Origin of the sequence: Colwellia sp. BRX10-9 (assembly GCF_014077405.1) — a bacterium.
GTDB lineage: Bacteria > Pseudomonadota > Gammaproteobacteria > Enterobacterales > Alteromonadaceae > Colwellia_A.
Map to the genome: position 1 here is coordinate 1 of NZ_JACGVV010000006.1, position 25,070 is coordinate 25,070.

The 25,070-nt window shown below is 37.3% G+C and carries 24 protein-coding genes, 1 tRNA gene and 1 pseudogene; 12 read left to right on the top strand and 14 right to left on the bottom strand.

The genetic code is table 11. The features are described from left to right. The 6 genes and pseudogenes from H4J69_RS05165 to H4J69_RS05190 all read right to left on the bottom strand — a co-directional run. A pseudogene (locus tag H4J69_RS05165) lies at positions 1 to 182 on the bottom strand (hypothetical protein); the annotation flags it as partial. 265 nt (positions 183 to 447) lie between these two features. After that, positions 448 to 1,308, bottom strand: coding sequence for a sensor domain-containing diguanylate cyclase (locus H4J69_RS05170; protein WP_182218048.1), 861 nt, complete (start codon positions 1,306 to 1,308; stop codon positions 448 to 450). Positions 1,309 to 1,865: 557 nt separating this feature from the next. Next, a complete protein-coding gene (locus tag H4J69_RS05175) occupies positions 1,866 to 2,261 on the bottom strand; it encodes a universal stress protein (protein WP_182218047.1) in 396 nt (131 codons plus the stop codon). 304 nt (positions 2,262 to 2,565) lie between these two features. Continuing rightward, complete coding sequence (locus H4J69_RS05180) at positions 2,566 to 2,922, bottom strand: hypothetical protein (RefSeq protein ID WP_182218045.1); 357 nt, start codon at positions 2,920 to 2,922, stop codon at positions 2,566 to 2,568. A 735-nt stretch (positions 2,923 to 3,657) separates the two neighbouring features. Further along, positions 3,658 to 3,734, bottom strand: a tRNA-Ile gene (locus H4J69_RS05185). Positions 3,735 to 3,898: 164 nt separating this feature from the next. After that, positions 3,899 to 6,658, bottom strand: a complete 2,760-nt coding sequence (locus H4J69_RS05190) for a choice-of-anchor B family protein (protein ID WP_182244165.1) — start codon at positions 6,656 to 6,658, stop codon at positions 3,899 to 3,901. A gap of 142 nt (positions 6,659 to 6,800) precedes the next feature. On the opposite strand from H4J69_RS05190, the gene H4J69_RS05195 reads away from it, so the two are divergent. Both H4J69_RS05195 and H4J69_RS05200 read left to right on the top strand, forming a co-directional pair. Continuing rightward, entirely contained in the window at positions 6,801 to 7,637 is an 837-nt protein-coding gene (locus tag H4J69_RS05195; protein WP_182244164.1) for an MbnP family copper-binding protein, read from the top strand. Positions 7,638 to 7,695: 58 nt separating this feature from the next. Further along, positions 7,696 to 8,790 (top strand): MbnH family di-heme enzyme, encoded by a 1,095-nt coding sequence (locus H4J69_RS05200; protein ID WP_259367713.1) that lies wholly within the window; start codon positions 7,696 to 7,698, stop codon positions 8,788 to 8,790. A gap of 3 nt (positions 8,791 to 8,793) precedes the next feature. Here H4J69_RS05200 and H4J69_RS05205 read toward each other — a convergent pair whose 3' ends face one another. The 5 genes from H4J69_RS05205 to rpsU all read right to left on the bottom strand — a co-directional run bounded on the left by H4J69_RS05205 (position 8,794) and on the right by rpsU (position 14,154). Continuing rightward, the gene (locus H4J69_RS05205) at positions 8,794 to 9,423 is read right to left on the bottom strand and encodes a hypothetical protein (RefSeq protein WP_182241782.1); all 630 of its coding nucleotides are present in this window, start codon (positions 9,421 to 9,423) and stop codon (positions 8,794 to 8,796) included. A 117-nt stretch (positions 9,424 to 9,540) separates the two neighbouring features. Next, positions 9,541 to 11,382, bottom strand: coding sequence for an RNA polymerase sigma factor RpoD (rpoD, locus tag H4J69_RS05210; RefSeq protein WP_146798012.1), 1,842 nt, complete (start codon positions 11,380 to 11,382; stop codon positions 9,541 to 9,543). 114 nt (positions 11,383 to 11,496) lie between these two features. Continuing rightward, a complete protein-coding gene (dnaG, locus tag H4J69_RS05215; RefSeq protein WP_182221176.1) occupies positions 11,497 to 13,254 on the bottom strand; it encodes a DNA primase in 1,758 nt (585 codons plus the stop codon). A 199-nt stretch (positions 13,255 to 13,453) separates the two neighbouring features. After that, the gene (locus H4J69_RS05220) at positions 13,454 to 13,900 is read right to left on the bottom strand and encodes a GatB/YqeY domain-containing protein (protein WP_182218037.1); all 447 of its coding nucleotides are present in this window, start codon (positions 13,898 to 13,900) and stop codon (positions 13,454 to 13,456) included. A 38-nt stretch (positions 13,901 to 13,938) separates the two neighbouring features. Next, positions 13,939 to 14,154 carry a 30S ribosomal protein S21 gene (rpsU, locus tag H4J69_RS05225; RefSeq protein ID WP_011045067.1) on the bottom strand — a complete coding sequence of 72 codons (216 nt, stop codon included), beginning with the start codon at positions 14,152 to 14,154 and terminating at the stop codon, positions 13,939 to 13,941. A 363-nt stretch (positions 14,155 to 14,517) separates the two neighbouring features. On the opposite strand from rpsU, the gene tsaD reads away from it, so the two are divergent. Beyond that, on the top strand, positions 14,518 to 15,576 hold the full coding sequence (gene tsaD / locus H4J69_RS05230; protein ID WP_070374848.1) for a tRNA (adenosine(37)-N6)-threonylcarbamoyltransferase complex transferase subunit TsaD: 1,059 nt from the start codon (positions 14,518 to 14,520) through the stop codon (positions 15,574 to 15,576). Between the two features lie 29 nt (positions 15,577 to 15,605). Here tsaD and plsY read toward each other — a convergent pair whose 3' ends face one another. Beyond that, the gene (gene plsY / locus H4J69_RS05235; protein ID WP_310733587.1) at positions 15,606 to 16,208 is read right to left on the bottom strand and encodes a glycerol-3-phosphate 1-O-acyltransferase PlsY; all 603 of its coding nucleotides are present in this window, start codon (positions 16,206 to 16,208) and stop codon (positions 15,606 to 15,608) included. A gap of 220 nt (positions 16,209 to 16,428) precedes the next feature. On the opposite strand from plsY, the gene folB reads away from it, so the two are divergent. The 5 genes from folB (at position 16,429) to H4J69_RS05260 (ending at position 20,450) form a co-directional block, all read left to right on the top strand. After that, positions 16,429 to 16,803 carry a dihydroneopterin aldolase gene (folB, locus tag H4J69_RS05240; RefSeq protein WP_070374846.1) on the top strand — a complete coding sequence of 125 codons (375 nt, stop codon included), beginning with the start codon at positions 16,429 to 16,431 and terminating at the stop codon, positions 16,801 to 16,803. Further along, entirely contained in the window at positions 16,803 to 17,300 is a 498-nt protein-coding gene (gene folK / locus H4J69_RS05245; protein WP_070374845.1) for a 2-amino-4-hydroxy-6-hydroxymethyldihydropteridine diphosphokinase, read from the top strand. Before folB ends, folK begins: the two co-directional genes overlap by 1 nt. A gap of 48 nt (positions 17,301 to 17,348) precedes the next feature. Continuing rightward, positions 17,349 to 18,164, top strand: coding sequence for an undecaprenyl-diphosphate phosphatase (locus tag H4J69_RS05250; RefSeq protein WP_070374844.1), 816 nt, complete (start codon positions 17,349 to 17,351; stop codon positions 18,162 to 18,164). 137 nt (positions 18,165 to 18,301) lie between these two features. Further along, entirely contained in the window at positions 18,302 to 19,456 is a 1,155-nt protein-coding gene (locus tag H4J69_RS05255; RefSeq protein WP_182244162.1) for an acyl-CoA dehydrogenase family protein, read from the top strand. A gap of 145 nt (positions 19,457 to 19,601) precedes the next feature. Next, complete coding sequence (locus H4J69_RS05260) at positions 19,602 to 20,450, top strand: tetratricopeptide repeat protein (protein WP_310733497.1); 849 nt, start codon at positions 19,602 to 19,604, stop codon at positions 20,448 to 20,450. Positions 20,451 to 20,544: 94 nt separating this feature from the next. Here H4J69_RS05260 and msrA read toward each other — a convergent pair whose 3' ends face one another. After that, positions 20,545 to 21,096 (bottom strand): peptide-methionine (S)-S-oxide reductase MsrA, encoded by a 552-nt coding sequence (gene msrA, locus H4J69_RS05265; RefSeq protein WP_182213211.1) that lies wholly within the window; start codon positions 21,094 to 21,096, stop codon positions 20,545 to 20,547. Positions 21,097 to 21,259: 163 nt separating this feature from the next. On the opposite strand from msrA, the gene H4J69_RS05270 reads away from it, so the two are divergent. Next, positions 21,260 to 22,522 (top strand): HAMP domain-containing sensor histidine kinase, encoded by a 1,263-nt coding sequence (locus H4J69_RS05270; protein ID WP_182213213.1) that lies wholly within the window; start codon positions 21,260 to 21,262, stop codon positions 22,520 to 22,522. After that, positions 22,519 to 23,091: a response regulator transcription factor gene (locus H4J69_RS05275; protein ID WP_182213214.1), complete on the top strand. Its 573-nt coding sequence runs from the start codon at positions 22,519 to 22,521 to the stop codon at positions 23,089 to 23,091. The genes H4J69_RS05270 and H4J69_RS05275 overlap by 4 nt, the downstream gene beginning before the upstream one ends. Positions 23,092 to 23,093: 2 nt before the next feature. Here H4J69_RS05275 and H4J69_RS05280 read toward each other — a convergent pair whose 3' ends face one another. Next, a complete protein-coding gene (locus H4J69_RS05280; RefSeq protein WP_182213216.1) occupies positions 23,094 to 24,212 on the bottom strand; it encodes a DUF3083 family protein in 1,119 nt (372 codons plus the stop codon). 127 nt (positions 24,213 to 24,339) lie between these two features. Between H4J69_RS05280 and H4J69_RS05285 the strand changes: the two genes are divergently transcribed. Both H4J69_RS05285 and rmf read left to right on the top strand, forming a co-directional pair. Then, the gene (locus H4J69_RS05285; RefSeq protein ID WP_070374839.1) at positions 24,340 to 24,582 is read left to right on the top strand and encodes a DUF3820 family protein; all 243 of its coding nucleotides are present in this window, start codon (positions 24,340 to 24,342) and stop codon (positions 24,580 to 24,582) included. 245 nt (positions 24,583 to 24,827) lie between these two features. Continuing rightward, positions 24,828 to 25,004, top strand: coding sequence for a ribosome modulation factor (gene rmf / locus H4J69_RS05290; RefSeq protein WP_070374838.1), 177 nt, complete (start codon positions 24,828 to 24,830; stop codon positions 25,002 to 25,004). The last annotated feature ends 66 nt before the right edge of the window (positions 25,005 to 25,070 follow it).

The following is a 25,070-nucleotide window of genomic DNA, read 5'->3' on the forward strand; positions in this document are numbered from 1 at the left end:
CTACCTGCACTAACAGGTAATGCCGTGATAACTTCACTCACTGTTGCTGTGTGCGCTATGCGTTCTCTTTCTAACGTACCTAAGGCAATACCTGGTTTTTTGTTATCACAACCGCTAAGTGTTGCTAAGGTTATAAATAATGTGAATAGACAAGAACAAGTAGCGAAAGCTTTAGTAGACATAATAATTTATCTCATTGAAATATAACCTAGTTTTTAGTCTATTCTCAATCAGTTAAAAGTCAATTTATTCTCTAGTATAAGCTAGCTGTTAACTAGGCTGAGGCTGAACATCAAGGTTAACTAGTAGGTCAATAAGAGGGGAGGTAATAGCAGTATTCGTTAAAATAACCTTTAGCAATCAAATTAATGGCTAATAGCGTGCTTATTTAAGATCAAAAAATCAAAGATAGCATCGAAAATATCTAAACTCATTTATCAGCTGAGGTCATTTTTTATGTTTGTTGTTATACATCGCTTTATCTGCTGTTGCGATTAAGCTATCGGTGGTAATACCATCATCAGGATAAATTGAAACACCAATACTACAACTCACGGTTAACTTTTCATCGTTAATCTTAAAGGGTCTGCTAATCGTATCCATAATAGTTTTAATCACAGAATCTACATTAGACTTATCAATCATATTCTCAAGTAAAATAACAAATTCGTCACCTCCAATTCTTGCAACGGTATCTGAATTACGAATTGACTGCTTAAGACGTAAAGATACTTCTACTAGCACTTGATCACCAAACGCATGACCCTTGGTATCATTAATTATTTTAAATTTATCTAAATCAATAAAAAGCAACGCAAAAGTTCTCATATCACGTTCAGACTGATCAATTAGGTGATCAATTCGGTCAAACACTAGGTATCGATTTGGAATTTCTGTCAGTTGATCATAATGAGCTAGGTGCTCAAGACGTTTAGTCTCTTTTACCCGGTCTGATATATCTCGATTTACACCTAATGCGCCGACGAGCTTATGATTAGCATCAAAAAGTGGCACACACATAGATTCAATCCAGCCAATATGACCATCTTTATGGAGCATTCTAACTTCACCGGTCCATTTTCCGTACTTCTCTACAGAGCTGATAACTTCTGAAGTAATATGTTCGGTGTCTTCGGGGAGATGTAAAATATCAACAGGCTGACCAATGATCTCTTTTTTGGAATAGCCGTATAAATTTTCAGAGCCTTTATTCCAGTCAGTAATAATGCCTTGTAGGTCAGTGATCACCAATGAATCAAAGAGGTAATCGAATGCTTTATTAATTTGTTTAAATTTATCTAAATCCATAATTCTTATAACTGCCGTTTTTATATACGATTCCCTAAAAATAATAATATATTACGAATGAGCTTTAGTCATGTTAGTTTGATAAAATTTATTCATTTTTCTTAGCTTAAATATCCAACAGCTACATTGAATGAGAAGGTGATCACTTCCTAATATACATTATGACTAAAACGCGTAACTGACAATAATCCTGAAACGTTATAAGCGATAATATGATTTTTATCCGGTTTTTAGAATGGATGAAATATCTGATTAAATGTCGAAAAATTAATATGTAGATAACACTTTAAGGCCAGTTATTGACGATTCATGTTTGGTTTAAAGGAACTAAACTTACTATTAAATATACTCATGTATATGAGCTTTTAATATCCAGGGTATTAGCGTTGTTATTAGAAGGAGATAGTGAGCCATTAAAAGTAATTTCACTTAATATGACTATTGTAAGTAACCCAAGAGTGCAATCTTCATTGCTCTAATAATAACTAATGCCATGTTGGCGGCATTAGTTATTTATTTGAAAGAGCACATTTAGATTTTTTATCAAAAAAATCACTTTAAATTTTAATAAGTGAAACATCACATTTAGCATAATTGGCAACACCATTTGCTGTTGACCCAATCAAAGCATGAATACCTTTTTTAGAGTGGGTACCAAGTATAATTAAGTCTGCCTTTTTTCTTTCTGCAAGTATGCAAATTTGCTCGTAGGGTTTCCCAAATGTGACCGAGACATCTTTCTTTAATATACCTAATGATGCGGCTTTTGATTCAATTGAAGGTAATGCACTTTCTTTTAATTCTTTTTGATAGTCTTTAGGAAGCAATGTATATGGGATGATATGAGTAACAAACAATTTAGCTTGGTATAGTTGAGATAACTCATGGGCTTTTGAAAGTACTTCCAGTCCTTCATCACTAGCTTCTATTGCGCAAATAATAGTTTTATACATATACCGCTCCATTGATAATTTGTTTTATATCATATTGATTAAAATGCAATATGTTGGCGAATAGTACAGCTTATTCTCTTGATCATATCGATTCTGTTTTGTTAAAAAAATATAATAAAATATGACTAAGTTTAGTTTACGTATCAGTGTTTCTTAACCTGATAACTAAACCCTCTAGTTAAATCAACATTTAGTCGTTCTGAAACAGATATATACGCTTAGCCTGATGTTGAAATAATCTCATTACCTGGTCCATTCAAAGCTATAACAAAGGTCACTGGTATGACTAGCGACCTTTTTAGGCTTAGTGCTGTAGAGGATAGGCGATAACCCAGTCAGTTGGTTCATTACCTTGTTTATCAAATTTATATTTAACAGAGTCAAATCCACAGCCTTTTACGAGCCCGTTAAAGTCAAAAGGTTGCTTTACGCCTGCTTTGGATTCCATGAATGCCGCATCGCTTGGTATCATAACTTTTGCATGTTCGGCTGAGATCACAAATGCAGCTTCGGCTAATATCAGATCGTTATTATGTCGCTTGATAATCTGAGCATTTCCTAAGCTATTTCCATCTAAATCTTTGAACTCGAACTCTTCTGGATGATTAATCTCGATAACATCACCGCCATCAAGTTGATATGCAATTAACATGTTTACCATTGTTTATTTATCCCTATTCTATTTGTTTTTATTTCTTAGAGGGCTTTGAAATATCATAGCCTAGTAAGCAAGTCCGATCTTATACTACATTAAAAATAACAAATTATTATTGATATGAACGTACTTAAAACAAAGTTTTGCTAATAATTTACTATTAACCATGATAATCAATAAGCCGGCGTGAGAATAAAAACCTCTCTAGCTTAACTGAAGCAGCAGAAGGCTTTTTTAGAGTAACAAAATAGGGAGTGTTAAAGAGTAAATAATCTACTTAGTTGTGTAGATACAAAATTTGTAAAGCTAAACGCATTTTTATACACAACTAAACCGCTTAGTCATTCGCTTCATTAACACTTTGTGAGTAACGTTAATAGATTTATTAGAAACCTAAAGCTAGAGGTCGTAAACCACGTCAGAGTATTCCATTACCGAATTTTATAAGAACAGAATAGGGTTGGGATTAGGCGTATAGTAATAACTATCATCATCCTACATGTCAAAATTTAGCACTCACCTTATATTCACACAGTGGATTTTAACACCAATACCACTAGGGTAACCCTAGCGTTTCGGAATATCTTAAAGGGACAGGGTATTCGTACAAATTTCCGACACGGCAAGAGCGAGTGTTATCGTACATAACTTTATTGGAATTACTACTACAGTGATAACTACAGTTAATTTCAGATTAAAATATTTTTTAGTAAATTCTTACGAGGATAGTAATATTTGAAATGGTGGCCCCTCCCTGACTTGAACAGGGGACCTGTCGATTATGAGTCGAATGCTCTAACCAACTGAGCTAAGGGGCCATCTTTTTATCCGCTTTAAATTGAGACTTCAACTTAAAGCGGCGTGAAGTATAAGCATTTTTTATTTTGTTGTCACTAGCGTATTTTTAAAAAATGATAAATTTTACGTTGTTCGCTTAATTGTTAGGCAATACGGGTGATTTTATATCACTATTGCCTAGATACTATTTATTGATAATGACTTTTCTCTTGGTTAATAAAGATAATGAAAGGATTGTTAGCCATAATATTGTGCCGCCGCTACTTGGTGTGTTGGGCGTTGGTGTTACTACAACAGGTGCGACTACTGAAACAATAACACTCCCTGTACTTGATGCGCCTCTGAAATCAGTAGCGGTAAGTTTAAATGTTAACGAGGTAGCGTTATTTGGGGCTGTAAAGCTAGCTGATAACATATCAGCGTTAGTTATTGATACCGTTGAGCCTGCTGTTTGCTCCCATAAGTAGGTCATACTGTCGCTTTCTGCATCGATGGCTTGAGCCGTTAACGTTACACCTTGATTAGTATTTACTTCAAAATTTTCTCTTAGGGTAACCACAGGTGCTGTATTTTGATCATCATCAGCAATAGTGAATATAATCTCTGCATTATTACCTAACCGACTATTATCGATGCTTGATAAGGTTAAGGTGAACGTTTCATTTTCTTCTTCTTCAATATCATCAATAATAGTTAATATAATTTTTTTAGTATCACTTTCACCTTCGCCCCAAGATACTTGCCCCGATGCATCAATGATATCGCTACCAATAATCGCTTGCCCTGAAGTCAGTTGATACTGGAATGAGATACTGCCCGATGTGCTACCCATTCGGTTAACATTTACGGTGTATTCATCAACATTCTCTGCGATTGTTTGCTCGTCGAATTCAAAGCTTCCCGTTCCTTTGTCTATTAACCCAGTAATATTGATAGTGTTGTAACTGTTTGAGCCAAGTGTTGCACCATTTGTTGGATTATATAAACGTATAAAAAAAGACTCTGACAATTCGGTATTTGTTAGGTCATCTGCAATATCAATACTTATTGTCTTATTGGTATTATCGTTTGCAGCCCAAGTGAGTGTGTTGTTTTCTACATCAAAGTCAGTGCCTTTTTTGGCGCTACCTTGAATTACTTGGTAACTTACCGCAGTACTTTCTGTAATGTCTGAACCATTACGTTGCACAATGAGGTTGAGTGTTGTTCCTTGAGCGGTTTCTGTGCTTTTACTGGTAAAGCTGAACATTCCTTTCGTTGACGCTTTTGCGTTATCTTTTAATACATACAGACCACTGTTAATATCGCTAACGAGAATATTTCCTGACGGTAAAAATGGATAAACGCCCCATGCACCATTAAAGCTTGCTGAGTTACTCGGTGTGAAAGTATCAAAGAACCCAACTTCAGTAGGCGTTGTAGGATCCGTAATGTCTAAAATGGTTAAGCCACGTTCGTAGTTAGACATATAGTATCTATTACCTCGAACAAAACCATTATGATCAATCGCTTGTGTAGGACCTGTCCATTGGCCAACCTGTGTTGGGTTCGTTAGGTCCCCAATTGAAAATATTCTAACAGTGGTGTTTAATCCACCACGAAATTCATCAAATTCATCATGTAATAAAATGAACTGCTTATCTTCAGTGCCCCAACCAGAATGTACATATTTATTGTTCGGAGCTACGTCGTTATATTCAGCAGCACCTAACTGAGTTGAGTTATTTGGATCGGTGATATTCCATAACTTCATGACGTCTTCATTAAAATCAATGAAAACAGTACAGCTACCTGACGTTAAACCACAATCATTAACTGAACGTTGATCATCTATAACAAGAGAAGCCCCATCATGGGTGTAGCCATTACCAAAATTGTTAGCAGTAACGTTGACTAATGTTTTTGGGTTTTCTAATGAATAGCTTTGGAAAGCTCCACCCCTACTGTTTGTGCCAATAAGTTGCAGTGAAGCTGTTTGATCTGGAAGCGTTATATTAAGGGTATGATCAACATTAGTGATATAAACATTATGGGCTCTACTGACGACTTTATTCTTTTCAACTAAGGTTATTGAATGAGGAAGATTGTTAAGGTCAATGATAGTCACATAATCTGTTGGACCATTTCGAACACCTTCGGTTGTAACATAAGCATAGGCTTGCCATAAATTGATATTTTCATCAAAGTATTGGTAAACTTTTACATCTCGCCATGTTGACGTTACTCCAGCTATTGTACCCACTTCAACAGGAGTGGTTGGGTTGGTAACATTAACCACAACAACGCCATTTTTTACACCCATAATAGCAAATTCATTACCCGTATTTAAATCTACATGGCCCCAAATATCGTTGCCTTCAACAGGATCACTCGACATTGCAGTTAATGGGAAATGAGCGAGTAAATCAATGTTATTGCAGTCAAAAATATCAGCTTTGCCATTAACACAAGGTTCATTTGCTTGGCTCTCACTGAGTTGATAATAACTTGCAAGTTTTTGTTTTAAATCTTTATCTTTAGCAAAGGCTTTACCATCTGCAATAACGCTAAAACCGTTGCTACGAAGCTCATCAACCATTTCAATTGGAATATTATGTAAAGTGGTAACATTTGACTGAGGGCTTTGTGATTGGTAATGATCAAACTGATTATAGCCTCCGACGACTGAGACAAGAGCGCTTTTTAAATAAAATAATTCTTCGCTTGAAGTGATTGTAAAGTCGCCTGAAGCAACAAGTACGTTATCACCTTTGTTTGCTTGGCTAACCGCATAGGCAATTGTTTTACAGGGTCTAAGAACATTATCACAGCGGTCTTTATCTACGCCATTAACAGCAACAAACCTCGACTTATCATGCTCTGAATGAGCGAATGTATTTGAAGAGAGTAAAAAATAAGATATTGAAATAATTGCAATGCCAAGAGGTAATGATATTTTAGCCATAATGTGCTCGTTTTTTATTTAGCTGCTCAATATTTGATGGCTTTACCATAGCAAGTTAACGTACAATTTAAAACCAACTCGTTAACATTACTTTAACTTCATGTAAATATTACTTTGCATTCAACGATTAAGCCTTATTCAAATGAACCGTTATATATTAAAAAAAATTTTATCTGTCACAACTATTTTTGGGTTAAGTATTACCTTACTTTCAGGATGTTTTCAAAAGTCACAGCCCACAAAAATTTCTTTTCAAGCTGTTTATAAAAATACTGACATTAACTGTGCAAGCAGTTTCTCTGATGTTCATGAATTAAAAAGTAGCGAATCACAAAAGTGGCAATATCAGCAGTTACAGTTTTTTATACATGGCGTTGAAGTGAATACCAGTAGTAATGGTTGGCAGCCTTGGCTGATGACAACAAATGCAAATCAAGCAGACAATGTCGCTTTACTGGGAGAGATATGTGATAGAAAAAATGGCAAAGGTTATTGGCAACTCGAATTAATGCCATTAGATGAAGCGGCTGTTGTTACTGATATTCGTTTTACTTTAGGTGTACCATTTGCACTTAATCACCTGAATCCATTAACCCAGCCTAGCCCATTAAATGTCGCTTCAATGTTTTGGGGATGGCAAGGGGGGCATAAATTTATGCGGGCCGAGTTAGTCTCTCAAAATGATGACTGGCTATTTCACCTAGGCTCTACAGGTTGTAAAGCATTAAGCCCAGTACGAGCACCAAAAAATGAATGTTTGTATCCTAATCGCGTGGCTGTTGCTTTACCTTTTACCTTGGAAAATTCTACCATTGAATTTGATTTAGCGTTGTTAGTACGAGATGTTGGATTAGCACGCAAAAATAGTTGTCAATCGGCAATCGATGAAGAGAGTTGTAAAATGTTATTTAAAAACTTAGGTTTGGGAGCGAATACTAGTAATGAATCGTTGTTATTTAAGACAAAAAATAATGGGTAATTGGCTTCTACATCGACTTAAATTAATACTTCAGTGCTTATTCACTTTTGGAATTTGCTTGGCTTTGCAGTCATGTAGTGATGATAATAAATTAGAAAGTGAATATCAGTGGCCCATTATCGAAGGTTTTCCTAAACCACAAGTACCACAAGATAATCTGATGACCCAAGCAAAAGTTAATTTAGGTAAACAACTCTTTTTTGATAAAAGTTTGTCTGCCAATCACCAACAAGCGTGTGCAAGTTGTCATCATCAAGAGTTTGCTTTTGGTGAAAATATTCCCCATTCATTTGGCAGCACCGCACAACCACATCGACGTAATGCCTCTGCTTTAGTTAATATAGCGTATAACAAAACGTTAACGTGGGCACACGACGGTTTAACCTCTATTGAACAGCAAATACTATTACCTATGTTTGGTGAATCGCCGGTTGAGCTAGGCATAACCGGTCATGAAGAAGAAGTTTTAGCGCGATTTAATACCAAGAGTTATCAGCGTTTATTCACTGAAGCCTTCCCAGGAAAAACCATAAGTTTCGATTTAATTGTGAAAGCATTAGCGAGCTATGTTCGCAGTTTAGTTTCTTTAAATTCGCCTTTTGATAGCTATGCATATTTGGCTGATGACAATGCTATTTCTGCCTCGGCTTTGCGCGGTATGAATTTATTTTTCTCAGAGCAGCTTGAATGCCATCATTGTCACGGCGGATTTAATTTCACTCAGTCTACCAGTCATGAAAAACAGCTAATTGATCGTAGGCCTTTTCATAATACGGGTTTGTATAATGTTAGTGATAGTCACAAATCAGGTTACCCTAAACATGATACTGGTTTGTCTGAAATTTCAACGTTAGCAAGAGATAATGGCCGATTTAGAGCGCCAACATTACGTAATATTGAAGTTAGTGCGCCCTACATGCATGACGGCAGTATTGGAAGCTTAGCGGAAGTTATTGATTTTTATGCCGCTGGTGGACGAAATGTTACTACGGGTGAATATCAAGGTGATGGTCGAAGTAATCCACTGAAAAGTCAGTTCATTAAAGGGTTTGTCTTAACAAAAGCAGAAAAAGAAGACTTAATTGCTTTTTTGAAAACCTTAACGGACCAAACATTTCTATCTGATCCCAAGCATATTATTGTTGATAAGTAAGTCTTAAAACGTGAAGGTTAAACCTGCTGATAATTCACTTTGCACCCACATATCGCTCGATATTGCGATTTTACAGGTATTGTTATCACAGAAAAGTGCGTCTTGAGAGTCAATAAGTGTCGCATATACTCTTGCACCTAAACGAATCGCTATACGGTCATTGAGTTGTAATTTACTGTAAAACCCTAGGTTTACTGATAGCTTAGTTTCATCATCAAGTTCTTTTGCCTTGGGTGAAAAATGCGTAACACCAAAGCCACCAGAAAACCAAAAGGGGACTAAGCTATTTGAAAGTGGCACATTACCACCGATATGTAGGTAAGTTACCGATAAGTCACTAGTATAAGGGCTTAATAAACTGGCAGGAATTAATTCACTTTCATAGTGACTTATCAGCAACTCACCTTGGCGTTTATTGTCATAAGGCCAAGCAACAATCACCCCAAAACTTGAGCCTTCATCTATATCTACTGCTAATGACTGAGGTTCATCAACACCATAAAAATCTCCAGCAATAGTAAAATCTCCTCCCAAACGGTAACCTGCAAAGGGAGTTACTTCGATAGGTCCAGATTTAGCCGCTAAAGTAGGTAGTGTTAAAAATAAAGAAAATAGTAGAATGAGAGAGCGCATTGAAAGTCCTTTTATGAAAAATTTGATTGGCTGATAATTGAGTCGAGTTAATTAAAGACAAAAAAAATCCAGTAATTAATTACTGGATTTTAAGTCATCTATTTAAAAATGAAAGCTTTATTCGCCGTCTAAGAAACTTTTAAGTTGCTCAGAGCGAGAAGGGTGACGTAATTTACGTAACGCTTTTGCTTCGATTTGACGAATACGTTCACGGGTAACATCAAACTGCTTACCTACTTCTTCTAACGTATGATCGGTATTCATATCGATACCAAAACGCATTCTTAACACTTTAGCTTCACGAGCGGTTAAGCCAGCTAATACTTCGTGTGTCGCATCTTTCAAGTTTTCAGCGGTAGCCGAGTCAACAGGTAGTTCGCCATTACCATCTTCAATAAAATCGCCCAAGTGTGAATCTTCGTCATCACCGATAGGGGTTTCCATTGAAATAGGTTCTTTAGCAATTTTCAATACTTTACGAATCTTATCTTCCGGCATGATCATGCGTTCAGCTAATTCTTCAGGTGTTGGCTCACGTCCCATTTCTTGTAACATCTGACGAGAAATACGATTCAATTTATTAATCGTTTCTATCATATGTACAGGGATACGAATCGTTCTGGCTTGGTCAGCAATTGAACGGGTGATCGCTTGACGGATCCACCACGTTGCATACGTTGAAAATTTGTAACCACGACGGTATTCAAATTTATCAACCGCTTTCATCAAACCAATGTTACCTTCTTGGATTAAATCTAAGAATTGTAAACCACGGTTGGTATATTTTTTAGCAATCGAGATAACTAAACGTAGGTTAGCTTCAACCATTTCTTTTTTCGCACGACGAGCCTTAGCTTCACCGATAGACATACGACGGTTAATATCTTTAATACCGTGTACATTTAAGAACGTTTCTTTTTCTAATTGGTTTAATTTATAAATACAACGTTCAACGTCTAACTCAATATCAGACATTTTTGCTGAATAAGCATGACCTGCAGCTTTTTGCTCGTTAAACCAATCTTTAGAGGTTTCATTACCTGGAAAAATTTTGATAAACGTTGTTTTAGGCATGCCAGCACCAACAACACAGTGCTTCATGATTAAACGTTCTTGAATACGTAATCTATCCATTACGCTACGCATGTTTTTAACAAGCTTATCAAAAAGTTTAGGGATTAAACGGAATTCTTTAAATACTTCAGCTAAATCATCAATCGCTGCTTGTGCGTCTTTATGACCGCGACCTTTAGCATTAATAACTTTATTTGCTTTTTCGTAGGCATTGCGAAGTAGAGTGAACTTTTCTTTAGCAAGTTCAGGACAAGGACCGGTATCTTCTTCTTCCTCATCTTCTTCGTCGCCATCAGACTTATCTTCGTCGTTGAGCTCTTCTTTTGAAAGCTCTGAACCAATATGCGTCGCTGCTGCTGGAATTTCTTCTTCTTCAGCATCAGGGTCTAAAAAGCCAACGATAATATCGGTTAAACGTACTTCTTCAGCTTCAAAGTTGTCCCACATATCGAGTAAAAAATTGATTGCCGGCGGATATTCAGCAACACTACGCTGAACTTCCTTAATGCCTTCTTCAATACGCTTAGCGATAACAATTTCGCCTTTACGCGTTAATAGCTCAACCGTACCCATTTCACGCATGTACATGCGGACAGGATCAGTTGTTCTACCAATTTCGCTTTCAACCGTAGCAAGTGCTTGGGCAGCTGCTTCAGCAGCATCTTCATCAGTATTACCTTCTGTCATCATCAAGGTATCTTGATCTGGAGCAGTTTCGAATACCTGAATACCCATGTCGTTGATCATTCTAACGATGTCTTCAACTTGGTCTGAATCGATTATATCTTGTGGCAGGTGATCGTTAACTTGAGCAAAAGTTAAGTAACCTTGCTCTTTACCTTTGGTAATGAGCTCTTTAAGTCTAGATTGTGGGGCTTGATTCATTGACGAGTGTCCACCTAAATTATGGCTATCAAAATGAAAACAGTAAGCCGGAAATTATAGCTAATTGCTTAGTATATTGCCAGCGTTAAAGTTTGTTCAACTTATTTTTGTTTGCTACGCACTTAACAAACTATGTAATTCTTGTTTCTCACTTTTACTTAAGCCAGTTGCATGTTCTTTGGCAAGCAATTGCTCCGTACGTTGTTCAATAAATTTGTTTAAAAAACTTTCTATTACATCAATAAACATCGATTCAGCATTTTCAGGTTCAACATGATGTTGTAAGCACATTAACTTTGTTAATTGGCTACCTTCAGTGGTCCCTCGAAAATGTTCAATAAGCTGAGCACTGTTAATTTTTGAATTTTGTTTACATAAAACTAACAGTCGATTTAGCAAAGGAATACCTGGCATATCGAGTTGTTGTAAAATAGTAATATCCGGTAATGCACTAATGATATGGGGGTGCTCAAGTAATAATGCAATAGCAAGGCGTAATGGTGTGATCTTACTTTGCTTCTTTACCGTACTAGCCTTGTTGTTTTGATTGTTCTTTTTACGTAATTCGTCTAAACGTTTTTCGTTGCCACGGGCGAATTTATTGGCTAATTCAGTCAAAATTGAATCTTTCAAGGTACTATCAGGCAGCTTATTTAAGTAAGGCTGGAAGAGCTCAATCATTTTTGATTTTCCTTCCAAAGTACTCATATTGACTTGCAGAGAAAGGTGATCAAAAAGAAAAACTGACAAGGGTGTGGCGTTATCTAGAATTTCTTCGAAAGCTTGTTGACCTTTTTCTCTGATCAACGAATCAGGGTCTTCACCGTCAGGCAAAAATACAAATTTTAAACTCGTACCATCGTTGATTAAAGGCAGGGCATTCTCCATGGCTCGCCATGCAGCATCTCGGCCTGCTCGGTCACCGTCATAACAACAGATAACTTCTTTAACGGTTCTAAATAAAGTTTGGCATTGTTCTGGGGTGGTTGATGTACCGAGCGACGCTACAGCATAGTCGACACCATGTTGTGCTAATGCCACAACATCCATGTAGCCTTCAACCACGACCAATCGAGACAATTGTTTATTGGCTTGTTTTGCTTCAAATAATCCGTAAAGTTCATGGCCTTTATGATAAATACGTGTTTCTGGAGAGTTTAAATACTTTGGCGTACCATCACCCAATACACGACCACCAAAACCAATAACGCGACCTCGCTTGTCACGAATGGGGAATTGAATACGACCTCTAAAACGATCATAAGGACGATTCTTATCGCCAGGGATTGCCATACCTAAATCTACAAGTTGCTGAGTGGTTTCAGGATTTTTGGCAAAATGGTTCATCATCCCATCCCAAGCGTCACTGATATAACCAATACCAAAGCGCTTCACCACTTCACCGCTTAAGCCGCGACCTTTTAAATAATCAATGGCGGAATCTTTATCGGTAGCAACTTTTAATTGTTGTTGATAAAAACGACTGATTTTTTCCATCAGTTCGTAATCATCTTGTTTTTGTTTATGAACTTGTTGTTGCTGCTTTAGTTGCGCAGGGCTCTGGTTATTCTGTTCACGTGGCACCTCCATATTATAATGGGAGGCAAGTTCTTCAATCGCATCAGGGAACTCTAAACGGTCAAATTCCATCAAAAAGGAAATAGCATTGCCGTGTTCTCCACAACCAAAGCAATGATAGAATTGCTTATCTTGGCTAACACTGAACGAGGGAGACTTTTCGGTATGGAATGGGCAACAAGCTTGATAATTTTTGCCGGCTTTTTTTAGCGGCACTCGAGAGTCAATTAATTCAACAATATCAGCGCGCGCTAATAAATCATCAATAAATTGTCGAGGGATCATACCAGTCATGTCTACATTTTCTTTGGTTGTTTGTGCGAAGGTTATTTTAAACCTAATTGACCTGTACTGGATAGGTGTTTTTTAACTTCTCACCCAAGTGAAACGATAAATAGGTATTATATAAAACAATAAAGCCGTGAAAATAAATTTCACGGCTTTAAAATGTACATTTTAATAAAACGAAAACAGTAAGCTTTAGTAAAATCCGTTATGCATTTAAGGTATTACGAACTTGGCCACTTACTGCGCCTAAGTCTGCTTTGCCTTGCATTAATGGTTTTAATACCGCCATTACTTTACCCATGTCAGCCATTGAAGCAGCACCGGTATCAGCAATAGTTTTGGTAATTAACTGACTAATTTCTTCACTTGAAAGTGGCTGCGGAAGAAAAAATCCTAACGCGGTTACTTCTTCAGCTTCTTTAGCAGCTAACTCATCACGACCACCGTCAGTAAACATTTTGATGGACTCTCTGCGTTGTTTAACCATTTTGGTTAAAATCACAATGATGTTCTCATCAGTTGGTTCAAGGTTATGATCGATTTCGGCTTGCTTAATTGATGAAATGGCCATACGAATAACACCAAGACGACATTTGTCTTTAGCACGCATCGCAACTTTCATTTCATCTCTGAGTTGGTCTATTAAACTCATTTATTTTACTCGATAGTCTTAAATACTACTAAGGTATCTTAGTACATGCGAACGCGGCGAGCGTTTTCACGAGAAACTTTTTTAGCAGCACGCTTAACAGCGGCAGCTTTCTTACGTTTACGTTCCCAAGTAGGCTTTTCGTAAGATTCGCGACGGCGAACTTCTGAAAGGATCCCTGCTTTTTCACATGAACGTTTAAAACGACGTAATGCAACGTCAAATGGTTCGTTTTCTCTAACTTTAATTACTGGCATGTATAACCTTAGTATGTATCTATATGATTGGTGTATCGCTTAAGCATTATTGCTTCGCAAACACCCACTCTATCAAAATTGGGTGACATATTCTAAAGCTAAGCACTAGTTAAAGTAAAGTGTAATATTTTCTAAAATTAAAATTAACTGATTTAATACCAATTTTATTATATATCCACTGACTTTCACGGGGGGAAAACGAATAATAATTTATTAAACGTTGTCGCTGACCATTATCTATTTTTCTGATAAAAAAGTAGATCACAACCTTGTTCAAATGGGTATAATAGCTAACGTATTTGGCGTTAAAATCGCTCAATAAAATGAAATAAACATTATTTAGGCTTTTAGGTTAAGGGTATTATGCGAATTTTAGGTATAGAAACATCTTGTGATGAAACGGGTATTGCTATTTATGATGACGGAGAAGGTGATTTACCTAAAGGTATTGTAGCCCATCGTTTATATAGTCAAATAGCTGTTCATGCTGACTACGGCGGAGTCGTTCCTGAATTAGCGTCACGAGACCATGTCCGTAAAACAATACCTTTAATTAAAGAAGTGTTAAAAGAAGCTAACTTAACCCCTGCTGATCTAGACGGCGTTGCTTATACTGCAGGGCCTGGTTTAGTGGGTGCATTATTAGTAGGCTGTTCAATTGGCAGAAGTTTAGCTTACGGCTGGGGACTTCCTGCTGTGCCTGTTCATCATATGGAAGGGCATTTACTCGCGCCTATGTTAGAAGAAAACGTGCCAGAGTTTCCTTTTGTTGCCCTGCTCGTTTCGGGTGGACATACTATGCTAGTGCGTGTTGACGGCATTGGTCGATATGAATTACTCGGTGAATCAGTTGACGATGCTGCGGGTGAAGCGTTTGATAAAACAGCTAAGTTACTTGGGCTTGATTACCCCGGCGGGCCTGCTTTATCGAAGATGGCTGAAAAAGGCACAAAAGGGCGTTATAAATTGCCGCGTCCAATGACAGATCGTCCAGGTTTAGATTTTAGCTTTAGTGGTTTAAAAACCGCTGCGGGTACCGTTATTCGCAAAGAAATAGCGTTACAAAAAGCACAAGGCAATGAAGGTATGGATGAACAAACTCATGCCGATGTCGCTTATGCATTTCAAGAAGCGGTTGTTGATACCTTAGCAATAAAATGTCGCCGTGCTTTGCAGCAGTGTGAGTTAAAACGTTTAGTGATTGCTGGTGGCGTTAGCGCCAACACATCGCTTCGAGAAAAATTAGCGGAAATTACTAAAAAGCTCGGTGGAGAAGTTTTTTATCCACGTCCTGAGTTTTGTACTGATAATGGCGCGATGATAGCTTATGCGGGCTTGCAACGTTTAAAAGCAGGAACAGATGCAGATTTATCGTTTAAAGCGACACCACGTTGGCCGTTAGATACTTTACCAGCGGTATAACTATCGGTAAAGTTGGCACATTAATGACTTCATTTGGCCTTAGTAAAGGATATTTTACCTTCATCTCCTTTTATCAATCGCCAAATGTTGTCCTTGTGGCGAAAAATAATTAATACCGAGAGCATCATCACTGGGTACATATATAGAGGTTTTAATAGCCAAATATAAAAAGGCGCAAGCGATACCGTAATAATAGCGGCTAAGCTTGAATATCGGGTAAAATAAATGACACTTACCCAGGTCAGTATCAATAAACCCCCAAGATCTAAACCTATCGGTAATAATACACCCAGTGCGGTTGCAACGCCTTTTCCGCCTCTAAAGTTAAAAAATATAGGGTACATATGGCCTAAACAAGCAGCCAATGCTATTAACCCTAAATTAAGGGGGTCTAAATCAAGGAAATAAGCGCCCCACACCGGAATAGTGCCTTTGAGGATATCAAAGAGCAGCACCAGTGCAGCGATGAATTTGTTACTGATACGCAAAACATTGGTGGCGCCAGGATTGTTTGAGCCGGTAGTGCGAGGATCTGGAAGTTTTAATAGCTTACACAATAAAATAGCACTAGAAATCGAACCGACCAAATAGGCAGCAAGCATTATTATCAGTGTTACTAATAGAGCGCTAATACAAAAACCTCACAATTCATTGTTAAAATGATGGTTAATTATAACAAGTTTTCAACAATTTTAGATATTCTAGCCTTTCATAATGTCAATGGAAATAAGTTTTTCTATCGTCTATTAATAAAAAAAATGAATTGATCCGTCAACCACTAGTTTTTATAACTTTGCACAGGTAAAATCGACCTATATTTTTAGTTGTTTTATTAAAGATGAGTGTACGTTAATGGATAAAGTTTATATTGAAGGCTTGAGTATTCAAACCACCATAGGTTTTTTCGATTGGGAAAAAGAAATAAAACAAACCTTAGTGATTGATTTAGTTATGGGGTGGGATACTGCCAAACCGGCCGAAAATGATGAGCTAGCTAAAACACTCGATTATGCCGACATATCAGTAAAAATAGCTGAATTTGCTAATAAAAATCCCGTAGATTTAATTGAAACATTAGCAGAGCGTTTGGCTAAATTCTTAATCGAAACTTATCAGATCCCTTGGCTTAAATTAAAAGTAGCCAAGCCTAATGCGGTGCATAATGCCATCACAGTTGGCGTTGAAATTGAACGTGGTAGCCAATCAAATAACAGTAATCATGGGTAATGGCGCGTTTATATATTTCGCTTGGCAGTAATGTTGACCGTCAGCACTATTTACAGACAGGATTGACTGCCCTTGAAGCGCTGCTTGGTGAGTTAACGCTATCATCTTTATTTGCTAGTAAAGCCGTAGGATTCGACGGTGCTGAATTTTATAATATGGTGATCGGTGCGACGACCGAACTTAATATAGTACAAGTGGCTAAAGCACTCCGCGAAATTGAGCTTAACAACGGTCGAGAAATTGATGCTAAAAAATATAGCCCACGCACCTTAGATTTAGATTTATTACTGTTTGACGATTTAGTGTTGGACACTCCAGCACAAATCCCACGTGCCGAGATCACAGAAAATGCCTTTGTTTTATGGCCATTGGCTGAAGTAGCGCCAGATCTTAAACACCCCATTTTAAAAAAATCGTACCAACAACTTTGGCAAGCTTACGATAAAACACAACAACAAATAACCACAGTAGACTTTTCTTGGTCAAGCCAATTATAAAAGTTAGACATTAAAAAATTGAATTATACATAAGGAATATAATAAGCAATGACCATTACAGAGATATTTATTTTAGCTATTCTCCAAGGATTAACGGAGTTTTTACCCGTATCAAGTTCAGCACATTTAATCTTACCCTCAGCTGTTTTAGGCTGGAAAGACCAAGGTTTAGCACTCGATGTTGCTTTGCATGTTGGAACATTACTCGCGGTTGTTTTATATTTTCGTAAAGATGTCGCGAATATGGCTGTTGCTTGGGTGGGCAGTATAAAAGGTGATAATACTAGTTTTGATGGCAAGCTTGCCTGGTGGATATTATTTGCGACTATCCCATTAGGAATATTTGGTTTGCTCGGCAAAGACTTTATCGAAGCACATTTACGTACTGCGTTGGTTATTGCTGCTACTACCTTAATTTTTGGATTTTTACTGGGTTTTGCTGACATTAAAGCGGGTAAAAGAAAAGCGACTGAGCATATTGATTTTGAAAAGCTAGGATTTAAAGGCGCTATGCTGATTGGTTTAGCACAGGCGGTAGCATTAATTCCGGGGACATCGCGTTCAGGTATAACAATGACTATCGGTTTGATGCTTGGCTTAAGTCGAGAAAATGCGGCTCGATTTTCTTTCTTATTGTCAATTCCTGCCATTGCGATGGCGGGGAGTTATTTAACATTAAAATTAATGACTGAAACGGGTCCTGTTGATTGGAATGCTATTGGTATTGGCAGTGTGTTAGCTTTTTTTAGTGCTTATGCCTGCATTCACTACTTTCTTATTCTATTGGAAAAAGTCGGTATGATGCCATTTGTTATCTATCGCTTAGTTCTGGGTGTCGCATTACTTTGGTTTGTGCTGGGTTGATTGATCTAAATCGGTGCTGCTATCGTTTAGTTAATTAGAAAAAAATAATAATAATAAATTTAAATATGCGATTTAATTTTTAAATACGCATCTAAATACAAATAAATACAAATTTAATATATAAAAGTGAGTAACGAATGAATTTATCATTAACCGAAGAACAGATGATGATTCAAGATATGGCAAAAAAATTCGCTGAAAGCGAATTAGCTCCTGTAGCGGCCGAACTTGATGAAACCCAAGATCAAACACTTTTCCTCAACAACCTTGCGCAGTTAACTGAACTGGGTTTTATGGGCTTAAATATTAAAGCAGAATATGGTGGCGTTGAAGCAGGCACGGTTGCTTTTAGCTTAGCGATAACAGAAATAGCACGTGCATGTGCAGCAACCGCAGTAACAACATCAGTGACAAATATGGTTGCTGAAGTTATTCAAGCGGTTGGTAATGAAGAGCAAAAGCAAAAGTATTTACCTAAAATATGTAGTGGTGAATATAAAGCAGGTGCTTTTTGTTTAACAGAGAATGACGCCGGTTCAGATCCTGCTGGCATGAAGACCTCTGCGGTACTCGACGGTGATGCATACGTACTCAATGGCAGCAAACTCTATATTACCAGTGCCAGCTTTGCTGACATCTTTGTTGTTTGGGCGGTAACTGACGCGACCGCTCGAAAAGGTAAGGGTATTTCATGTTTCTTAGTGGAAGCAAATACACCAGGTATTACGGTCAGTAAGCCAGAAGGAAAAATGGGGCAAAAAGCATCACCTACTAATGAAGTGAGCTTTAGTAATTGTCGGATACCTGCTAGTGCCATGATGGGCAAAGAAAATAAAGGCTTTGGCGTTGCGGTCGGCGAACTTGCGGGCGGTCGAATTGGTATTGGTTCATTAGCGCTAGGCATTGGTTTAGCCGCCATGGATTACGCTCGTGCTTTTATCACTGAACGTAAGCAGTTTGGCCAAGCATTATCAAACTTCCAAGGTTTACAATGGAAACTTGCCGAACGTTACACAGATTTAGAGGCAGCCCGTTTATTGTTAATGCAAGCTGCTTATACTAAAGAACAAGGGTTACCCTTTGGTAAAGCCGCTTCTATGGCGAAGTTATTTGCCGCAGAAAAAGCGAATACTGCTTGTTATGACGCTTTGCAATTAATGGGCGGTGCCGGCTATATTAAAGAATATCCGCTTGAGCGCATGGCTCGCGACGTACGTATTACCACTATTTATGAAGGCACCAGCGAGATCCAAAAAATCATTATTGCTCGTGAGTTATTAAACGAAGTCTAATTATTATTAGACTTATATGATACGAAAGCTGAATGTCCCTTCATTGATAGGCGTTCAGCTTTTTGCATTAAGGCACTTGCGCTTTTTATAATTGCCCCAAAATATAGATTATAGACGCTCATCAATAAACTAAATGGAAGTGAATGTGACTACAAATGCCATTGAAATCACCCTAGAAAATTTTCAACAAATTATTTTAGAAGAATCAAAATCGAAGTTAGTCTTAGTTGACTTTTGGGCGGCACAGGTCCCTGAAAGTTTGGAGCTAAAAGATAAGCTAGCCATCGGCTTGCAGGGTTTTGAGCAGTATATATTATACGCCACGGTTGATTGTCAAACTCAGCAACAAATTGCCCAACAATTTGGTATTCAAGGTTTACCTACGGCGATTTTAGTGAAAGATGGCCAACCACTTGATGGTTTAACTGGGCCACAAGATGACGACAATATAAAAGAATTTTTAGCGAATCATTTACCTAAAGAAGAAGACTTATTACTCATTCAGGCGCAAAAGTTATTAGCTGATAATAATATTAATGATGCCTTCACGGTCATTAATAGTGCTTATCAACTTAATAGTGAACGTGCCGACATTAAATTAATGATGGCAGATGTTTATTTACAAACGGGTAAAATAAGCGAAGCAGAATCTTTATTAACCACTATTTTAATGGTTGACCAAGACAGTCACTATCAAGCGCTTATCGCTAAACTTGAGCTTGCCAGTCAAGCCGCCGACTCACCAGAAATTAAAGCACTAGAAGCACAGTTAGTGGACGACGTTGACAACATTGCTTTACAACATCAACTTGTTGCGCAATACAGCCAAGTCAACCGACATGAAGAAGCGTTGACGTTACTGTTTCGTTTAATGCAAAAAGATAGTAGTGATGCTGCAAGCAAAGATCTTTATCTTGATGTGTTAAAGGCTTTACCTGATGGCGATCCATTAGCCAATAAATTTCGCAGAAAACTGTATACCTTGATGTATTAAATCAGTACTTGGCAGTAGATGCGTAACACTGATTATTTCAGTGTTACGCACTTTGTGAAAGGTGAGGTTTTACTCTCAAGCTGACAATATGGCTTTAAGTCTCTGATGGTTTTAATTTACCCACGAACGTTTTTCTAAATTTTGCGAGCTTAGGCGAAACAATCGCCTGACAGTAAGGATTACCAGGATTATTATTGAAATAGTCTTGATGAACATCTTCACCAGAAAAGAACTCTGACGCTTGAGTTACTTCGGTCACAACCGCTGAGCTATACATATTGCTGGCGTCGACTTCTTTAATAATATCTTCAGCAATTTGCTGTTGTTCTTTGTTGTGATAAAAAATCCCTGAGCGATACTGGGTTCCTATATCGTTACCTTGACGATTTAATTGGCTGGCATCGTGTAGCGTGAAAAACACTTCTAATATTTCACGAGAAGTGATCGCTGTGCTATCAAAGGTTAACTGCACGACTTCTGCATGACCGGTTTGACCCGAGCAAACGTCTTCATAAGTTGCTAGCGCTGCGCTACCGCCCATATAACCTGATACGGCAGATTTAATGCCGATTAATTGGTTGTATGCACCTTCAATACACCAAAAGCAACCGCCTGCCAGGGTGATTTTTTCTTCATGTGATGACATTAAAATAAACCTTAATAAATTTGATTAAAATAACTGTATAACAATAGACGTTTAGATGTCTATATGTTTTTATCTGAAATTTAAAATAAACTGTTTTTGATCAGTTAAAATTATAAAAATTAGCGTAACATCAACAAATACGATTAACCAATATAAAAATATTATGTCTTTATTTTTTAGAAAGTTTAACCAAGTTCGCACCGTTCTTTTATTGCGCAGTGCGGCAATTATTATTCAGCTGATATTAATACTTTTTGTTAATGGCGTTTTAAACTATCAGCTGCCTTGGTTACCGCTCATTATTGTTATTTCAATTGAAGCTTTATTTACGTTAGTCAGCTATTTATATTATAAATCTGGGAAAGAAGCCGATAAGCTCGCCTTACTTGGGCAGATTTGCGCTGATATCTTATTTCTCTCACTTATTTTGTATTTTAGCGGCGGAGCAACTAATGCTTTTGTCTCGTTATTACTTATTCCTATTGCTATTGCTGCTGTGACGTTAACACCGCTGTTACTTGGAAGTGTCGCACTATTAGCGATTGCTTCATACAGTGTTTTATTGTGGTTATTACCCATGTCAGTAATGCATGGCAATATGCAAAGCCACTTTATTGGTATGTGGATCAATTTTCTTTTTTCTAGCATTGTTGTTGCAACCGTTGTTGGCCAAATGGCACGAAGAATTTCTCAAAAAGAACAGGCGATAGCTGCTTTTCGGGAAGAGCAATTAAAGCAAGAAAAAATTATGTCATTAGGGGTCGCTTCTGCGCAAATAACTCATCAGCTCGCTACTCCCATAGCAACTGTACAGCTGCTTGTCGATGAACTCAGTGAAGAGCTACCTGAGCACCCAGCGATTGTTGACCTACAAGGACAGTTATTACGTTGTAGCAGAAGTTTAGCTGAGTTTCGTAAAATGGTTTTTGAGATTAAAGAGCAAAAGTCAAAAGAGGTACTTTGTGCTGATATTGTGCAAGAAATGCGTGATCATATTAACTTAAATTATCCTGATGTTAGGGTGAACTTTTTGTCTGAGACGCACCAATCAATACTCAGTGAAAACGCTAAAGTATTGGCTGATGCTTCATTATTGCCAGCGATTTTAAATTTAGTTAATAATGCGATTCGAGCCACTAAAGCCAGCGGTAGTGATAAAATTGAGTTATCTAGCTTGTTTGATGAAAAAAATTGGCAACTCAGTATTCGTGATTTTGGTTGTGGTTTTACCCAATTAACACTAAGTGAGTTAGGCGTTAAACCCGTAAACAGCAAGCAAGGGTTAGGTATGGCGGTATTTTTGAGTCATGCAAGTTTAGAGCGATTAGGTGTGACACTTACCTTAACCAATCACGTTGCCGGTGGCGCATTAGTAACGTTGAAATTACCGTTAGTGGTTAATGATATGCAGGAAAAAAGTGAATGAAATTATTAATTGTTGAAGATGACAGTACCTTTGCTAATACGCTTAAAAGGCGTATGGAAAAACATGGTTACAGCTGTTGGTTGGCCGATAATATTAACGATGCATTATTAACCTGTCATCGTCAATTGCCTGAATTCATATTGCTCGATATGAAACTCCATCATGAAAGTGGCTTAAATTTGATTAATCCGATGAGGAAGCTATTGCCAAAGAGTCGTATTATTTTATTAACTGGTTTTGCCAGTATCGCTACTGCAGTTGACGCAATAAAGCTTGGCGCAGATGATTACTTAACCAAGCCGGTCGATACACAGACTTTATTATCGGCCTTAGCTAAAAACGCTAACAGTTCGTCGCTAAAAAAATCAACATTGGTTGCAAATTCAGCAACAAACATTATAAATGAGCCAACGTTGTCAACCGAGCAGGTTGAATGGGAGTATATTCAACAAGTCTTAAAATTTAATAATGGTAATGTTTCAGCAACGGCTCGTCAGCTTTCAATGCACCGCAGAACCCTACAACGCAAGCTACAGAAAAAGCCAACGGTTAATGGTGAAGTTGATTAACCTTAGTTTTCAATATTATAAGCAATATGCTGGTGAAACCTTAACGTTAATTCATCTTTATTAATGGGGATTTCGAGTTCGGTCGCTAATAAACGCATTGCCTGTTCTATTTGGTTAATAAACTTGCCATAGCCGCTGTGCTGGGAATCTTCTGCGGTAGCCACAAAGATAAGTTGTACGTTATCAACTAACTCATCGGCTTTCCATTTACTCACCAAGCCACAGGGACTCTGTTTAGGGTTATAACCTAACATTTGTAACTCACCCATCTTAGAAATTATTTCATGCAAACTATGTCGGACAATGGGGACTAAACCATTAGCGATTAACGCCCCATTATTTAAATTAAAGCGCTTAGCCACCAGTGAAAAAGTATCAGTTAAATAAGTATAAAGCGGATTGTATGGATCTTTAGAATTGGCATCAATGTCGACTAAACCCAATAAACGATTATCAATCGTTAGATTAATTACCGCATAACTTATTGCCGATGCGTTCGGTGTTATAACAACGTTTTGTGATTTATAGCGTTCATCAATCGGCCGTAATTTATGTGCTTGTGTGCCTAAGCAGCCTTTATTTTTAGCAAATAAATCATAAGTAAGATGTTGATGATCACGTAAACGTATCGCTTGGTTAGGTAATTTTGTTTGCTCGATAAAACTATGCAGTAACCGAGTCACTTTTTGATGAAATGCCGCGGCATTAAAACGAATGTCGTCGCCAGAGGCTAAAAACAGCAGGGTGATCTTTTTTGCGCGAATACTGGCATCAAAAAAAGAATTTTGTAATTGATGATTTTGAGGATCGTAATAAAATAAAATTTGCTGGCTGGTTTGCCATTGGTGCATTTCTTGACTGTAGCGAACGCGAACTAATTTATCGTTAGCAATAAATAAGCTACTTTGTATCGCATAGTCATTACTTAGCGTAAATAATAATTGTGATAAACTTTGATAAAAATCATAGTAAGGTTGAGTGCTATGCGTTGAAATATTTGGAGAAATTAACTCTATTAATTCATCGGTAATGGCAAACTCAGCTAAAATATATTGGTTATCTCGCGCATTTGAAGGAATATAAGCTTTGTGCGCCGCACTGCGTTTTCTTATTATAGACATGTTCGTTCCCTGTTTGAAGTTAGTCGATAAACTTAGGATGATTATAAATAGACCTTGTGACACTTTTATGATGTTAAAAGGTTTTGAGTTATTATCCCGACAAGAAAATTTAATAAGTAGAGAAACTATGTTTTCAGATCAACAAGCTTTGCTCGATGCTGTAAATCAAATAATGCCTTTTGGAAAATATGCAGGTAGACCCTTACTAAAATTGCCAGAGCCTTACTTAGTGTGGTTTAAATCAAAAGGTTTTCCTGAAGGTAAGCTAGGACAGCAACTTGAATTAATTTACGAAATAAAACTCAATGGTCTTGAAGGCATGTTAGAACCACTGTTACGCTCAAGTCGCTTAGGTATTCCACAACATTAAAATAATTTTTTATATAAAAATAACTTTTAATAATCATAGGTAATAACGCTTGTTGCTAACAAATTGTTTTATTTATTTAATCTTATAATTAGGATTTTTCAGCTCTCAATCATTAACTGTCGAACACTTTTTAATCGTAATTTTACTTGATTTAGCCTCTTGCTTATTCTTAACTGAATTGTCGACTGCTGTTTTATTCGACAAGTATTAATAAGTATCACCAAGACAATGATGGAGAGTTATCGATGCAAACAAAGAAAAGAGATCGTCTAGGCAGAGCACATTCCAATGGTTATAAAGCAGGCCTCACCGGAAAAACAAAAGAAAAATGTCCTTATCAAAATACAGATGCAAAATCAGAATGGCTAGGGGGTTGGCGTGATGCGTTAACGGATAAAAATCTAGGACTATTCAAGTTATAAGTTAACATCTTATTTTTAATAAAAAGGAGCCCTTTGCTGATGTTTACTAAGGGCTGTATCTTTTTT